Source organism: Micromonospora arborensis (assembly GCF_003205615.1).
Taxonomy (GTDB): Bacteria; Actinomycetota; Actinomycetes; order Mycobacteriales; family Micromonosporaceae; genus Micromonospora; species Micromonospora arborensis.
Genome location: NZ_PYBV01000012.1, coordinates 47731 through 61609, shown reverse-complemented (window position 1 = coordinate 61609; position 13879 = coordinate 47731). Strand labels below are relative to the sequence as shown.

Annotated in this window: 14 protein-coding genes; 7 read left to right on the top strand and 7 right to left on the bottom strand. The window is 72.4% G+C overall.

The features are described from left to right. Window positions 1-2 precede the first annotated feature (2 nt). Window positions 3-425 carry a D-aminoacyl-tRNA deacylase gene (gene dtd, locus C7C45_RS10055; protein ID WP_110563360.1) on the top strand — a complete coding sequence of 141 codons (423 nt, stop codon included), beginning with the start codon at window positions 3-5 and terminating at the stop codon, window positions 423-425. Window positions 426-557: 132 nt separating this feature from the next. On the opposite strand, the gene C7C45_RS10050 is transcribed toward dtd, so the two are convergent. Continuing rightward, window positions 558-1346: a sporulation protein gene (locus C7C45_RS10050; protein ID WP_110563439.1), complete on the bottom strand. Its 789-nt coding sequence runs from the start codon at window positions 1344-1346 to the stop codon at window positions 558-560. A gap of 231 nt (window positions 1347-1577) precedes the next feature. On the opposite strand from C7C45_RS10050, the gene sigB reads away from it, so the two are divergent. Together sigB and C7C45_RS10040 are read left to right on the top strand one after the other, a co-directional pair. Further along, window positions 1578-2594, top strand: coding sequence for an RNA polymerase sigma factor SigB (gene sigB, locus C7C45_RS10045; protein ID WP_110563359.1), 1017 nt, complete (start codon window positions 1578-1580; stop codon window positions 2592-2594). 107 nt (window positions 2595-2701) lie between these two features. After that, window positions 2702-3109, top strand: a complete 408-nt coding sequence (locus C7C45_RS10040; protein WP_110563358.1) for a VOC family protein — start codon at window positions 2702-2704, stop codon at window positions 3107-3109. A gap of 10 nt (window positions 3110-3119) precedes the next feature. On the opposite strand, the gene C7C45_RS10035 is transcribed toward C7C45_RS10040, so the two are convergent. From C7C45_RS10035 to C7C45_RS10025, 3 genes are read right to left on the bottom strand one after another with little or no spacing between them, the layout of a single operon-like run. Continuing rightward, on the bottom strand, window positions 3120-5675 hold the full coding sequence (locus tag C7C45_RS10035) for a bifunctional acetate--CoA ligase family protein/GNAT family N-acetyltransferase (RefSeq protein WP_110563357.1): 2556 nt from the start codon (window positions 5673-5675) through the stop codon (window positions 3120-3122). A gap of 14 nt (window positions 5676-5689) precedes the next feature. Then, window positions 5690-6871, bottom strand: coding sequence for an acetoin utilization protein AcuC (locus C7C45_RS10030; protein ID WP_110563356.1), 1182 nt, complete (start codon window positions 6869-6871; stop codon window positions 5690-5692). 48 nt (window positions 6872-6919) lie between these two features. Further along, complete coding sequence (locus C7C45_RS10025) at window positions 6920-7777, bottom strand: sulfurtransferase (RefSeq protein WP_110563438.1); 858 nt, start codon at window positions 7775-7777, stop codon at window positions 6920-6922. Between the two features lie 100 nt (window positions 7778-7877). Between C7C45_RS10025 and C7C45_RS10020 the strand changes: the two genes are divergently transcribed. Then, window positions 7878-8567: an iron-dependent transcriptional repressor DtxR gene (locus C7C45_RS10020; protein WP_110563355.1), complete on the top strand. Its 690-nt coding sequence runs from the start codon at window positions 7878-7880 to the stop codon at window positions 8565-8567. 51 nt (window positions 8568-8618) lie between these two features. Here C7C45_RS10020 and C7C45_RS10015 read toward each other — a convergent pair whose 3' ends face one another. Beyond that, window positions 8619-9167, bottom strand: coding sequence for a hypothetical protein (locus tag C7C45_RS10015; RefSeq protein ID WP_110563354.1), 549 nt, complete (start codon window positions 9165-9167; stop codon window positions 8619-8621). A 111-nt stretch (window positions 9168-9278) separates the two neighbouring features. After that, complete coding sequence (locus tag C7C45_RS10010) at window positions 9279-9533, bottom strand: DUF5522 domain-containing protein (RefSeq protein WP_110563437.1); 255 nt, start codon at window positions 9531-9533, stop codon at window positions 9279-9281. 141 nt (window positions 9534-9674) lie between these two features. On the opposite strand from C7C45_RS10010, the gene C7C45_RS10005 reads away from it, so the two are divergent. From C7C45_RS10005 to C7C45_RS09995, 3 genes are read left to right on the top strand one after another with little or no spacing between them, the layout of a single operon-like run. Beyond that, on the top strand, window positions 9675-10949 hold the full coding sequence (locus C7C45_RS10005; protein WP_167454691.1) for an MFS transporter: 1275 nt from the start codon (window positions 9675-9677) through the stop codon (window positions 10947-10949). A 58-nt stretch (window positions 10950-11007) separates the two neighbouring features. Continuing rightward, window positions 11008-11865: an alpha/beta fold hydrolase gene (locus C7C45_RS10000; protein ID WP_110563352.1), complete on the top strand. Its 858-nt coding sequence runs from the start codon at window positions 11008-11010 to the stop codon at window positions 11863-11865. A 33-nt stretch (window positions 11866-11898) separates the two neighbouring features. Then, complete coding sequence (locus tag C7C45_RS09995; protein WP_110563351.1) at window positions 11899-12840, top strand: MerR family transcriptional regulator; 942 nt, start codon at window positions 11899-11901, stop codon at window positions 12838-12840. Between the two features lie 23 nt (window positions 12841-12863). Here the strand turns inward: C7C45_RS09995 and C7C45_RS09990 are convergent, their stop codons facing one another. Beyond that, window positions 12864-13799 carry a DUF2332 domain-containing protein gene (locus C7C45_RS09990; protein ID WP_110563350.1) on the bottom strand — a complete coding sequence of 312 codons (936 nt, stop codon included), beginning with the start codon at window positions 13797-13799 and terminating at the stop codon, window positions 12864-12866. Between the last annotated feature and the right edge of the window lie 80 nt (window positions 13800-13879).

Sequence of the window (13879 nt, the reverse complement as noted above, 5' to 3'; positions counted from 1 at the left end):
TGATGCGGGCGGTGGTGCAGACCGTCGGGCAGGCCAGCGTGACGGTGGACGGCGAGGTGGTCGGTGCGATCGAGAACGGCCTGCTGGTGCTGCTCGGGGTGACCCACACCGACACCGCGCAGACTGCTCAGACGATGGCCCGCAAGGTGCACGAGCTGCGCATCCTGGACGGCGAACGGTCCGCCGCCGACACCGGCGCGCCGATCCTGGTGGTCAGCCAGTTCACCCTCTACGGCGACGCGCGCAAGGGCCGCCGCCCGAGCTGGACCGCCGCCGCCCCCGCCGAGGTCGCCGAACCACTTGTCACAGCGGTAGTCGAAGCGCTGCGCCAGCGGGGCGCCAAGGTCGAGACCGGCCGCTTCCGCGCCCACATGCTGGTCCAAAGCACCAACATAGGCCCCCAAACCCTCCTCCTAGACCTCTAACCCCACCCCAGTCCCGCCCCCCTCCCCCCACCCCCACCGCCCTCGGTGATCATGGAGTTATCGCCCTCCACCTCGGCGTGTCGTGGCAATAACCTCATGATCAACCGCAGAAAGGGCGGGGGTGGGGGTGGGTTAGGAGAAGAGGCCTCGGCGGGTTAGGGACTGGCGGAGCCAGTTGTCGAGTTCGGCGGTCCAGTCGGTGCGGTCGGCGGTGGCGTGGTCCACAGTGAACCGGCCGAAGGCGTCCCGACCCTCGCTGAAGACTCCGCCCCGCTTGTCGACCTCCAGCACCACCTGCATCTGCTGCGCGCCGGCGATGAAGGTGACCTCCAACTGGTTGATCGAACGGGCGTACTGCGGCGCCGGGCTGAACTCGATCTCCTGATAGAACGGCAACGTCTGCCGTACGCCATAGATGTGCCCACGCTCGACGTCGGCGCGGGCAAACCGGAAACCCAGTCGCAGCAACGCGTCCAGCAGTCGTTCCTGCGCGGGCAGCGGATGCACCGACACCGCGTCCAGGTCACCCTTGTCGACCGCGCGGGCGACCTCCAACTCGGTACGCAGACCCATCGTCATGCCGTGCAGGTGTTGCCCGTACAGCTCGGTGACCGGTGTCTCCCACGGCACGGCGAAGCGGAACGGGATGTCGTGGCGCTGCCCGGGCTCCAGCCGGAAGGCGCCGGTGACCTGCTGGCGGTGGAACTCCTGAGAGGTGTCGTAGTCGTTGTCGCCACTCTCGACCTCGACCCGGGTGACCAGGCCGAGGGTCACGTGGTCGATGTCGACCTGGTGGTCGCCGCCGATCACCTGGATGCGGCCCTCCAGCTGGCCGCCCGGGCGGCAGTTCGGGTTGGCCAGCACCGTCTCCACCGACGGGCCACCGACCCCCATCGCCTTCATGAGCCGCTTGAAGACCACACCGTCCTCCATCTTGTGTGCACGCCGACCGAGGTGGCCGATGGTCCGCAACGTAGTCGTGGCGGGCAACCACACACCGGGTTGACACACCGCACCAGCGCTCCGGCCCAATTCTTGTCGGGTGCCCGATCGCCTCACTCCCGTTTTACGCCCCGCCCGCCAAGCTGTGTGTCACAGCGACACCGCTGGGCCGGAGACACGGCACAGACGTGGAAACGGGGAGAGACAGAGATGGTCCTGCAGATGACGGAACACCGGGTGCGCCCGGTCACCACGACCGACACCGACGGGGCCACCGAGGTCCTCGCCGATCTGGACGCCACCGACGAGCGCGGTATCTCCACCGACCTGGTCCGCGCGTACCTGAACGGGATCGGCCGGACGAAGCTGCTGACCGCCGCCCAGGAGGTCGATCTGGCCCGGCGGATCGAGGCCGGCCTGTTCGCCGACGAGAAGCTGGCCACCTGCACCCCGGTCTCCGCGGAGCTGCGGGCCGACCTGGAGCTGATCGTCGTGGAGGGCCGGGCGGCCAAGGACCACCTGCTGGAGGCGAACCTGCGGCTGGTCGTCAGCATCGCCAAGCGCTACACCGGTCGCGGTATGGCGTTTCTCGACCTGATCCAGGAGGGCAACCTCGGTCTGATCCGGGCGGTGGAGAAGTTCGACTACGCCAAGGGCTACAAGTTCTCCACGTACGCCACCTGGTGGATCCGGCAGGCGATCACCCGCGCGATGGCCGACCAGGCCCGCACCATCCGCATCCCGGTGCACATGGTCGAGCAGGTCAACCGGATGGTCCGGGCCCGCCGCGAGTTGGCGGTGACGCTGGGTCGTGAACCGACGGTCGCCGAGGTCGCCCGGGCACTGGAGATCCCCGAGATCCAGGTCATCGAGCTGATCTCCTACGACCGGGAGCCGGTCAGTTTGGACCAGGCCGTCGGCGACGACGGCGAGAGCGCGCTCGGCGACTTCGTGGCCGCGGTGGACCCGCGCAACGAGCCGGGCGACGCTGCCGCCCAGGGCGAGCTGCGCAACGAGGTCAGCATCGTGCTGGCCACCCTGTCGCAGCGCGAGCAGGCGGTGATCCGGCTGCGGTTCGGCCTGGACGATGGCCGGCAGCGCACTCTGGACGAGGTCGGTCGGGAGTTCGGCCTGTCCCGGGAGCGGATCCGGCAGATCGAGAAGGTGACGCTGCTGAAGCTGCGCGCCCCGGAGCGGGCGCAGCGCCTGGAGGCGTACGCCTGCTGAGACCCCTGGTTCCCACGGAAGGCCCTGGCGGTTCGCCGGGGCCTTCCGTGCTGTCGAGGTGTTGACTGGGACATCGATCCGCCGACCCGTCGACGCGAGGAGCAACCATGAACTGGACGTTGGAAGTGGTGATCGTGCCGGTCTCCGATCTGGACCGGGCGAAGAAGTTCTACGCCGACCAGCTCGGCTTCACCGTCGACCACGACACGGTGATCAGCGACGAGGCGCGGATCATCCAGCTGACCCCACCCGGCTCCGGCTGCTCCATCGTGCTCGGCAAGGGCGTCGTCCCGGACATGCCGCCGGGCTCGCTCAAGGGCCTGCAACTGGTGGTGCCCGACCTGAAGCAGGCCCACGAGGAGTTGGTCGGGCGGGGAGTGGAGGTCAGCGACATCCAGGTGGTGGGTCAGAACCCCCGGCCGGTGCCGGATCCACTGGACAACGTCGGCTTCGTCTTCTTCACCGACCCGGACGGCAACTCCTGGGGCGTCCAGCAGATCTCCAGCCGCGCCTGACCGGGCGGCCTCACAAGCGGCGGGGGCCGGTGTCCGGGCGGGCGACCACGCCGCCGACCTGCACCTGGGCGTGCAGGACCGAGATGCCGTCCGGGCGGGCGAGCACCGGGTTGAGGGTCAGCGACCGCACCCGGGGCTGCTCGTCGGCGAGCTGACCCACCCGCAGCAGCAGGTCAGCCAGGGCCGTCCGGTCGACCGGCGCGGCACCCCGGTGCCCGCGTAACAAGGGCGCGGCCCGGGGCTCGTCGACCAACTCGGTGGCGTCGGTGTCGGTCAGCGGCACCGCCCGCCAGGCCCGGTCGCCCAGCAGCTCGGTGGCGACCCCGCCGAGACCGAACCCGACCACCGGCCCGAACGCCGGGTCTTCCACCAACTCGACCACGCAGGCCACCCCGGGCGGAACCATCGGCTGGACCAGCGCGTCCGCGCCGAAGGTCGCGGCCAGCTCGGCGTACGCCCGGCGGAGGGCCGGCTCGTCGGGCAGGTCGAGCCGGACGGCACCGAGATCGAGCCGGTGCCGCAGCCCGGGGTCGGCCGCCTTGAGCGCCACCGGAAAGCCCAGCCGCGCCGCCGCGTCGACCGCCGAGCCGACCGAGTCGACGGGCACCGAGGCCACCACGTCGATCCCGTACGCGGCCAGCAGCGCACCGTGGTCGGTCGCGTCGGTGCGGAACGCGGTCTGCGCGGCGACCCGATCGATACCGGGCAACTCGGGCGCGACCCCGGGCGGGCGGCGGAGCCACTCGGCGTACCGGTGCACCCGGGCGAGAGCCCGCACCGCCTCCTCCACCCCGCTGTACGCCGGGACCCCCGGCGGCAGCCGCCCGACCAGGAACGTCGCCACGGTCGGCTTGCCCAACGCGAGAGCGGCCGGTAGTGCGGCCGTCACGTCGGCGTCCACCTCCGCCAGTTGGCCGGGCAGCGGCGGGGCGAACACCACCACCAGGGCGTCCACCCGCTCGTCGTCGGCCGTCTCCGCGAGCGCGGCGGCGAACTCGGCGGCACCGGCGCTCGGCCCGACGTCACGGGGATAGCCGTCGGCCACGGTGAGGCCCTGCCCGACGCAGGCGGTGGCGGCCAGGCCGGTCAGGGCCGAGGAGTTGCCGACCACACCGACCCGGCCACCGACCGGCAGCGGCTGGTTGGCCAGCAGCACGCCCGCGTCGAGCAACTCCGACACGGTGTCCACCCGGATCACCCCGGACTGGGCGAAGAGCGCGGCCACCGCCACCTCGTCCGGCCCAGCGGTGTCACCCAGGCCGACCGGCCGGGCCGACGAGGCGAGCGCGACGACGGGTTTCGCGCGGCCGATCCGGCGGGCCAGCCGAGCGAACTTGCGGGGGTTGCCGAAGGTCTCCAGGTACAACATGATCACGTCGGTGCCGGGGTCGTCCTGCCAGTACTGCAGGAGGTCGTTGCCGGAGACGTCGGCCCGGTTGCCGGCCGAGACGAAGCTGGACAGCCCGAGGCCACGCCGGTCCGCCTCGGCGAGCAGCGCCACCCCGAAAGCGCCGGACTGGCTGAAGATGCCGACCCGGCCGGCCGGCGGCAGAGCCGGGGCGAGGGTGGCGTTGAGGCGTACCGTCGGGTCGGTGTTGGCCACGCCGAGACAGTTCGGGCCGATCACGCGCATCCCGGCGGCGTGCGCCGCGCGGACCAGCGACCTTTGCGTGGCCGCGCCCTCCGCGCCGGCCTCGGCGAAGCCGGCCGAGATGACCACCAGGCCGTGCACGCCCGCGGCCGCGGCGTCGGCGACCACCGCGGTCGCCGCCTCCGGCGGGACCGCCACCACCGCCAGGTCCAGCGGCGTCCCGGCGTCGACCGCCGACGGGTACGCGGACAGGCCCGCCACTGTCGACGCACTCGGATGCACCGGCACCACCGAACCGGTGAAACCGCCGTCGCGCAGATGCCCGAGCACCGCCGCGCCGACACCCTGGCCGGTGGCGCTGGCGCCGTAGACGACGATGCCACGAGGGGCGAGCAGCCGAGCGATCGAACGGGCCTCGGTGCGGTGCTCCCGACCACGCTGCACCTCCAGCGTCGCCTCGGTGGGCGCGATCGGGAAGCTCAGGTGCACCACGCCGTCGGCGTACTCGCGCTGGACCTGGTAGCCGAAGTCGGCGAAGACCCGCAGCATCGTCCCGTTGGCCGGCAGCACCTCGGCGACGAAGCTCATGATGTCGTTGCGACGGGCGGTGTCGGCCAGGTGCTCCATCAGCACCGAGCCGATGCCCCGACCCTGGTAGGCGTCCTCCACCACGAACGCCACCTCCGCCTCCGGCGCCTGCGGGCCGAGCCGCTCGTACCGGCCGACCGCGACGATCTGGTCGGCGGCCAGCACCACGAACGCCTCCCGGTCGTGGTGGTCGACGGTGACGAACCGGATCAGGTCCCGTTCCGGGATGCGTGGGTACGGTGAGAAGTACCGCAGGTAGCGGGTGCGCTCGGAGAACCGGCTGTGCATCGCCACGATGCCCGGCGCGTCGGCCGGGTCGATCTGTCGCAACTGGACGGTGCTCCCGTCGCTGAGCAGCACGTCCACGGGCTGGTTCAGGTTCGTCACCGAAACAGCCCGGCTCAGTCCCGCGGATCGTGCGGGTCGAGCCCCAGCAGCGGGAAGACCGTCTTGCGGGTCGCCGCGATCGCCCGGTCCACCGCGTTCGGTTCGCCGGTCGGCTGCCACGGCTCGTACGACGGATCGGCGTCGTCGGTCATCCGCAGCGGCACCTCCCGGCCCAGACGACGGGAGGCAACCAGATCCCGCCACGCAGCAGGGGTGAGCGTGGCCGGGTCGATGGGGTCGCCGGTGGCCACGGCGAGCAGGTGACTCCAGGCCCGGGGCACCACCTCGACCAAGGCGTACCCGCCGCCGCCGGTGGCCACCCAACGGCCGTCGCACAGCTCGTCGGCGAGCGCCCGCATCGCAAGGTAGGTGGCCCGCTGCCCGTCCACCGTCAGGTTGAGGTCGGCGAGCGGATCCAGTCGGTGCCCGTCGGCTCCGCACTGGCTGATGAGCACCTGCGGCCGGAACGCGCGCAGCACCGACGGCACGATCGCGTGGAACGCCCGCTGCCAGCCGCTGTCGTCGACACCCGGCGGCAGCGGCATGTTGACCGCGGAGCCCTGCGCGCCCGGCCCACCCGTCTCGTCCGGGAAACCCGTGCCCGGGAAGAGCGCCAGTGGGGTCTCGTGCAGGCTGACCGTGAGCACCCGAGGGTCGTCCCAGAAGATCTGCTGCACGCCGTCGCCGTGGTGCACGTCGACGTCCACGTACGCGATCCGCTCGGCGCCCAGGTCGAGCAGGCGGGCGATGGCCACCGCAGGGTCGTTGTAGACACAGAAGCCGGACGCGCGGGCGGGCATCGCGTGGTGCAGGCCACCGGCCACGTTCACCGCCCGTCGGGCATCGCCGCGCCAGACCGCTTCGGCGGCGGCCACCGTGGCACCGGCGATCAGCGCGCTGGACTCGTGCATCCCCTCGAAGACCGGGTTGTCGGAGGTGCCCAGCCCGTACCCGGCGAAGAGCGGATCGCGCGGCGCGGCGCGCACCGCGGCCACGTAGGCCGGATCGTGCACCCGGGTGAGCAGGGCGTCGTCGGCGGGCTCCGGCTTGACCACCCGCACCCCTGGCCGAGCCAGGATGCCCAGCTCACGGGCCAGCGCGATGGTCAGCTCCACCCGGACCGGGTCGAGCGGATGGTCACCCATGTCGTAGGCGAGCAGCGACTCGTCCCACACCACAACCGTGTCGTCGGACATGAGCCCATCGTCGCACGAGGACCGTCGCCGACCCACCGCACGCGCTGGTCAGCGGCCAGATGTCGGCCCGGAGGCAACCGGTCGGGTCGGGTCGGCCACCCAGTTGCTCCACGATCCAACGTAGAGAGCCGCGTCCGTGCGGCCGGCCAGGTGCAGCGCGAGCACCGCCTGCGCGGCGGTCACCCCCGAGCCGCAGTACGCCCCGACGGCTCGCGCGTCGGCCACCCCGGCCGCGGCGAACCGCTCACGCAGCACATCGGCCGGGAAGCGCCCGTCCGGGCCGACGTACTCCCCGGCGGGCAGGTTCACCGCTCCCGGCACGTGTCCGGCGACCGGGTCGATCGGCTCCACCTCGCCCCGGTAGCGGGCCGCCGCGCGGACGTCGAGCAGCACGGCGTCGTCCGCGGCGGCCAGTTCGGCGGCCTGCCCCGCGTCGAGCACCGGGAGACCACCGGGGCGTACCACGATGTCGCCGGGAGTGGGGGCGGGCGCGTCGGTGGAGACGGGCCGGTCGGCGGCGACCCAGGCCGGGTAGCCGCCGTGCAGCAGGCGCACCGGGCGGTGCCCCGCCCACCGCAGCGTCCACCAGGCCCGTGCGGCGGCCAAGCCGTCGCCACCGTCGTACACGACAACGGGGTGACCGGCGCGGACGCCGGCGGCCCGCAGCGCGGCCTCCAGCGCGGCCGGGTCGGGCAGCGGATGCCGACCGCCGACGCCCGGTGGCCCGCAGAGCGCGGTGTCCAGGTCGATGAAGACCGCGCCGGGCAGGTGGCCGGCGCGGTAGTCGTCGCGACCGGGCGGGCCGATGAGCCGCCAGCGGACGTCGAGCAGGGTGGGCGGATCGGCGTGGTCGAGCTCGGCGGCGAGCCGATCGACCTCGACCAGCAGCTCCTGGGTACCGGACATGGCGACCATCCAACACCATTCCCATTGCCGGCACGCGGTTCGGCGGCGGTCGCTGGCTGTTTACCGAGGTACCATCGTGCACCGGAGGGCCGCTGACGTTATGAAGTCTCACGACCTGGTCGACACGACCGAAATGTACCTGCGCACCATCCTCGAGTTGGAAGAGGAGGGGGTGCCGCCGCTGCGTGCCCGGATCGCCGAACGGCTGCAGCAGAGCGGCCCCACCGTGAGCCAGACCGTCGCCCGGATGGAACGCGACGGCCTGCTCACCGTCGAGGGCGACCGGCACCTGACACTCACCGAGCTGGGTCGGGGCAGCGCCGTGTCGGTGATGCGCAAGCACCGTCTCGCCGAGCTGCTGCTGGTCAACGTCATCGGGATGCCCTACGAGGAGGCCCACGAGGAGGCCTGCCGCTGGGAGCACGTGATGAGCGACGCGGTGGAGAAGCGGGTCTACGACCTGCTCAACCGGCCGACCCGCTCCCCGTACGGCAACCCGATTCCGGGCCTACAGGCGCTGGGTTCGCCGGCGGCGGAGACCACCGAGGCCGCTGACGGCGAGCGCAACCTGGCCTTCCCCGGGCTCTCCGGGTCGGTCGTGGTGCGCCGGATCTGCGAGAGCGTGCAGAAGGACGCCGACGTGCTGCGCCAACTGCACGCCGCCGGAGTCGACCCGGGCGCCACGGTGACGGTGGCGCAGGAGCGCGACGGGGTGTCGATCGACCGGTCGGGTGACCGGGTGCGGCTGCCCCGCGAGGTCGCCTCGCGGGTGTTCGTCGCCGCCAACTGACCACGCCACCGACCAACCGCGCCACCAACTGACCAATCGGACACCCAGGCGTCACAGCGCCCGGGTGTCCACCTTTTTGGCCAGGGCCGCCAGGTCGCCGGTCAGCTTCTCCGCCGCCGCGCGCTCACTGCCCCGCGCACCGGTCCAGCTCACCGTGGCCAGCCTCCCGTCGGTCGCCAGCCACCCCACCTCGGCGACCGGCCCGTGCCCACTCGCCGCGGCGGTGGTCCGCCGGTACGCCTGCTGACCCAGCCCGGTGACCTTCGCCGCTTTGTCGGGCACCACGTCCGCGGCGAAGGTGGTCTTGTCGATCGTGGTCTCGGACACACTCAGCGTCAGCTCCGGCAGCGCCGCGCTTCCGGCACGGACCACGCAGGTGTGCGTATCGCCCTGTTCGCTGGCCGCCGCCACGTCGAAGCGCACCTTGACCAACTGCTCGATCACCGTGAAGTCCAGCAACCGGCAGGCGCCACCCGACGAGGCCGCCGCCACGTCCACCGCGATCGGTGCCGGTGGCGGCACCGCCACCGGCTCGGCCTCGGCGGCGCAGCCGCTCACCAGCAGCCCCGCCAGCCCGACGACCACGATCCGCCCGCGCACGTTCCACCCTCTCGCCGACCGACGGCGGAAGGCGCCCGCCAGATGTCCGTCGGACACCGTACGGGGTGTCGGTGTCGGGCGGAAGTCCTCGTTCCGACGGCGCGCCGACGCCTACCCGGACGGTGGATCATCCACGTACGGGCAGTGCCGGCAGCCGCGCCCGCAGCACGTGCCACGCCGGGCCAGGAAACCGGCGCTGAGCACGAACAGCCCGCTCGCCGGGTCGAGGTAACCAGCCTCCCCGGCGGCCAGCGCGGCGGCGTGCGTGGCGAGGATCCGGGCCCGGTCGGGATGCTCGGGCGGCAGCCGGGACGGGTGCGGCTCGGTGAGCGGCCGATCGGCCAGGGGTCGTCGCTCTCCGGTCACCCGCAGCAGTCTAGGGACGGCTCACGGCTGCGACTCAACCGTGCCGGGCCGGCGGAAATCCCGTGCCGGGTGGGACCGGGCGTCGGTAGAGTCCGCGAGCCGCCGGCCGGCGGCACAGACCCGCGCAGACAGGCACCGACCGTGAGCCAGCAGGTGGAGCAGTCCCCGATGATCGAGGTGGGGACAGCCCCGTCGCTGTGGCGCACCCGGAACTTCCTGCTGCTCTGGGGCGGTCAGACGGTCAGCGAGCTGGGCACCCGGATCGCCGGTGTGGCGGTGCCGCTCCTCGCCGCGGACACCCTGCACGCCAGCGTGTTCCAAATCTCCCTGTTGACCGTCCTGGCCTGGCTGCCGTACCTGCTCTTCTCGCTGCCGGCGGGCATCGTCGCCGACCGGCTCGACCAGCGGCGGCTGATGATCGCGTGTGACCTGGGTCGGGCCGCGCTCATGCTGTCCCTGCCGGTGGCCGCCCTGGTCGGCCACCTCACCCTGCCCTTCCTGTACGCGGTGGTCGGGCTCGGTGGAGTGCTCACCGTGCTGTTCACCGTGGCGTACAAGAGCCTGCTGCCCCGGCTGGTGCCGGCGGACCTGCTGGTGGACGGCAACGCCAAGCTCACCATCAGCCAGGACGCCGCCGAACTGGTCGGCCCGACGATCAGCGGCGCGTTGACCGGATTGGTCGGCGCCGCCCGCACGTTCCTGAGCAACGGGTTCGCCTTCCTGGTCAGCGCGCTGACGCTGATCTTGATCCGGGAGGCCCCGGTACGACGCGAGCCGGCACCCCGCGTGCCGCTGCGGGTGGAGCTGACCGACGGGCTCGCCTTCATCCGCCGACAGCCACTCCTGGTCAGCATCCTGGCCTGCACCACCTGGTCGAACTTCTGGGTGATGGCGTCCGGTTCGATCGAGGTGACCTTCCTGGTCCGCGAGCTGCACGCGAACCCGGTGCAGGTGGGGCTGGTCTTCTCGGTCAGCGCCGCCGGCGGGCTGGTGGTCGGGGTGCTGGCCGCCCGGCTGTCGGCCTGGCTCGGCTCGGCCCGGGTGATCTGGGTGGCGATGACCGCCCCGGGCCCGTTCTACCTGCTCATGCCGTTGGCCCGGCCGGGTTGGGGCATGCTGCTCTACGGGGTCGGGCTGGCCGCGTTCTCGGCCAACGCGGTGTTGTTCAACGTGGCGGCGATGTCGTACCGGCAACGGATCACCCCGTCGGCGATCCTCGGCCGGGTCAACGCGGCGTTCCTCTGGATCTGTTTCGGGGTGATCCCGCTCGGCGCGCTCACCGGCGGCGCGCTCGGCACCGCGCTGGGACTGCGCGGCGCGCTCTGGGTGTGTGTGCTGGGCACCTGGGCCGCGTGCCTGTTCGTGGTCTGCTCCCCGCTGCGGCGGATGCGGGACACACCGTCGGTTTCGTCGTAGGGTCCGACACCATGCGGGAGACCAATGTGCACATGCTGCTTGGTCAGAGCACGGACCGATGACCACCACATTTGCCGCGCTCGACGGCACCACGCTCGCGTACCGGACGCTTGGCGGCGGAAACCCGCTGGTCTGTCTGCCGGGCGGCCCCATGCGCGACTCCGCGTACCTCGGTGACCTCGGTGGTCTGGGCGCACACCGGACGCTGATCATCCTCGACCAGCGGGGCACCGGTCGGTCGGCCGCGCCGGCGGACATTGACACCTACCGCTGCGACCGACTTGTCGACGATGTGGAGGCGCTGCGCCGACACCTGGACCTGGACCGGCTGGATGTGCTCGCGCACTCAGCCGGCGCCAACCTGGCGCTGCAGTACGCGACCCAACACTCCGACCGGCTGGACCGGCTCGCGCTGGTCACCCCGAGCACCCGGGCGGTCGGGCTGACGGCGACCGCCACGCTGCGCCAGGAGGTCACCCGGGCCCGGGCGGACGAGCCATGGTTCCCGGCGGCGGCAGCAGCGCTCGACTCCATGGTGGGCGGATGGGCCAGCCCGGAAGCCTGGGAGGCGATCGCACCGTTCTTCTACGGCCGCTGGGACACGGCTGCCCAGGTGCACCAGGCGGCCGAGTCCGGCCAGCGCAACGAGGAGGCGGCGCGGATCTTCGGCGCGGAAGGCGTCTTCGATCCGCCGGCCACCCGTGCCGCCCTCGCCGCACACCAGGGCGCGGTGCTGCTGCTCGCCGGTGAGGTCGACCTCGGCGCACCGCCGGGCCTGGTGGCCCAACTCGACGAGCTGATTCCGCACGCCGAGGTAGTCGTTCAGCCGGGCGCGGGGCACTACCCGTGGCTGGACGACGCCGACGCGTTCACCGCGACGATCGCGGGGTTCCTCGCCGCCCCGGCCAGGGCTTGAGTCTCCACCGGGGGGAGACGCGAGGGTGGTGGCATGAGCGAGGAGACGCGTCACACGATCGGCGAACTGGCACAGCGGACCGGCCTGAGCGTCAAGACCATCCGGTACTACGCCGACAGCGGGATCGTGCCGCCGACCGACCGGAGCCCGGCCGGCTACCGGCGGTACGGCCCGGACGCCGTCGCCCGGCTGGAACTGGTCCGGACACTGCGTGACCTGGGCGTGGACCTAGCCGCCATTCGGCGGGTGGTGGATTGCGAGGTGCCCCTGCACGAGGTGGCCGCCGCGCACGCCGAGGCGTTGGCGGTGCAGATCCGGGTGCTGCGGCTGCGCCAGGCGGTGCTCACCGTCGCGGCGAGGCGCGGGTCGGGCTCGGCCGAGGTGGACGACCTGCACCGGCTGGCCCAGCTCACCGCCCGCGAGCGGCAGCACCTGGTGGGCGACTTTCTGGACACCGTCTTCGCCGGCCTGGACGACCAGCCCGCGTACCCGGGTGTGCTCGTCTCGATGACCCCGGAGCTGCCCGACGACCCCAGCACCGAGCAGATCGAGGCGTGGCTGGAGCTGGCCGAGCTGTGCCGGGACCCCACCTTCCGGGCGAGCATGCGGCGGTTGGCGCGGCAGCACGCCGCCGACCACGACGTCCCGGGGCTGCCCCGCCCGGACGCCGTCGCGGTGGTCCGGGACGCGGTGGCCCCCGCCCTCGCGGCCGGCCTCGATCCGACCGGCCCGGACGCCGATGCCGTGGTCGCGACGGTCACCAGACGGTACGCGAGCCTCCACGGTCACACCGACGACGCCGATCTGCGTCAGCGGCTGCTCGACCGGCTGACCACGGCCAACGACCCCCGCCGGGACCGGTACCTGGACCTGCTGTCGGTGCTCAACGGCTGGTCGACCGGCGGTGCGATCGCGCCGGCGGCGGACTGGTTCATCCGGGCTCTGCACGCCCGGATGCCCGAGCCGGCTCGCTGAGCTGGCTGGTTCGGTTGGCGGTTTCAGCCGAACCAGGTCATCGCCTGGCCGTGGCCTCTGGCCCACGCCAACGGCCTGCCGTCCAGGGCGACGACGTTGTGCAGCGCGTCGCTCGGCGGGTCGGGCAACCCGTCGTACGGCAGCACCTCCGGGGCCTCGTTCGCGATCCAGTGACCAGGCAGGTCGCGGACCAGCTTGACGAAGGCCTCCCGGCGCGGCGGCGGCACCTGGTAGAGCACGGAGGTGTGGAAGACCACCAGCGTCGCGCCCGCCGGCGCACGGGAAGCCAGCGCCGGCAGGTCGTCCACCAGATCGCCGCGGACCAGCAGCGGCGGGTCGGCAGCGGCGACCGCCGCCGCCGCCCGCAGTCGGGCCCGCCGGTGGGCGTGCTCCGGCCAGATCAGCGCGTCCAACCAGGACACGTCGTCAGGGTCGGTCACGTCGAGCGGGTTCAGGTCCAGACCGGCCCGCCACACCACCTGGGGTACGCGTACCGGCGGCTCCAACCCGCTGGCCGCGCACTCCAGGACCGGCTCGCCGGACCCGACCTGATGATCGCCATAGCGGTACGCGTACCGGTCGGGGTAGAGGTTGAGGCCGGCGGACGCGCCGACCTCCAGCAGGGCGATGGGCTGCGGCAGCGCGGCGAGCACCGGCAGCAGCACCGCGCAGCGCCCGACCTCATTGGTCTGGGTGGCCCGGGTGCGCAGTTCCGCCTCGACGGCGGTCCAGTGCGTCATCACGTAGTCGTGGAAGGTGACCGGGTCGTCGACCGGGCCGCCGAGCCAGCGGACGACGCCGAACAGCAGGTTCGGCTGCCGCTTGGCCGGCGGAAGCCTGTCGAGCAGGGCGAGCAGGGCGTCGTCGCGAGCGACGGTCTGCGACAGGCGTTCGTACGTGGGTGAGACGCCGTGCGCTTCCCGGCTGCCGAACTCGACGTACGACTCAACGGTCGTCATGCCCTCATCATCGCAGTCCATTCCTCGGTAATTCAGCCCCCATTCCCGCGCGCTGCCTCACCCGCCTCGTAGAGTGCTGC

What these genes read in the sequence shown, in the direction of transcription:
- C7C45_RS10030 (WP_110563356.1), bottom strand. Translation starts at nt 6,871, where the DNA reads ATGTCCGACGACACGGTTGTGGTGTGGGACGAGTCGCTGCTCGCCTAC.
- C7C45_RS09990 (WP_110563350.1), bottom strand. Translation starts at nt 13,799, where the DNA reads ATGACGACCGTTGAGTCGTACGTCGAGTTCGGCAGCCGGGAAGCGCAC.
- C7C45_RS10040 (WP_110563358.1), top strand. Translation starts at nt 2,702, where the DNA reads ATGAACTGGACGTTGGAAGTGGTGATCGTGCCGGTCTCCGATCTGGAC.
- sigB (WP_110563359.1), top strand. Translation starts at nt 1,578, where the DNA reads ATGGTCCTGCAGATGACGGAACACCGGGTGCGCCCGGTCACCACGACC.
- C7C45_RS10020 (WP_110563355.1), top strand. Translation starts at nt 7,878, where the DNA reads ATGAAGTCTCACGACCTGGTCGACACGACCGAAATGTACCTGCGCACC.
- C7C45_RS10000 (WP_110563352.1), top strand. Translation starts at nt 11,008, where the DNA reads ATGACCACCACATTTGCCGCGCTCGACGGCACCACGCTCGCGTACCGG.
- C7C45_RS10025 (WP_110563438.1), bottom strand. Translation starts at nt 7,777, where the DNA reads ATGTCCGGTACCCAGGAGCTGCTGGTCGAGGTCGATCGGCTCGCCGCC.
- dtd (WP_110563360.1), top strand. Translation starts at nt 3, where the DNA reads ATGCGGGCGGTGGTGCAGACCGTCGGGCAGGCCAGCGTGACGGTGGAC.
- C7C45_RS09995 (WP_110563351.1), top strand. Translation starts at nt 11,899, where the DNA reads ATGAGCGAGGAGACGCGTCACACGATCGGCGAACTGGCACAGCGGACC.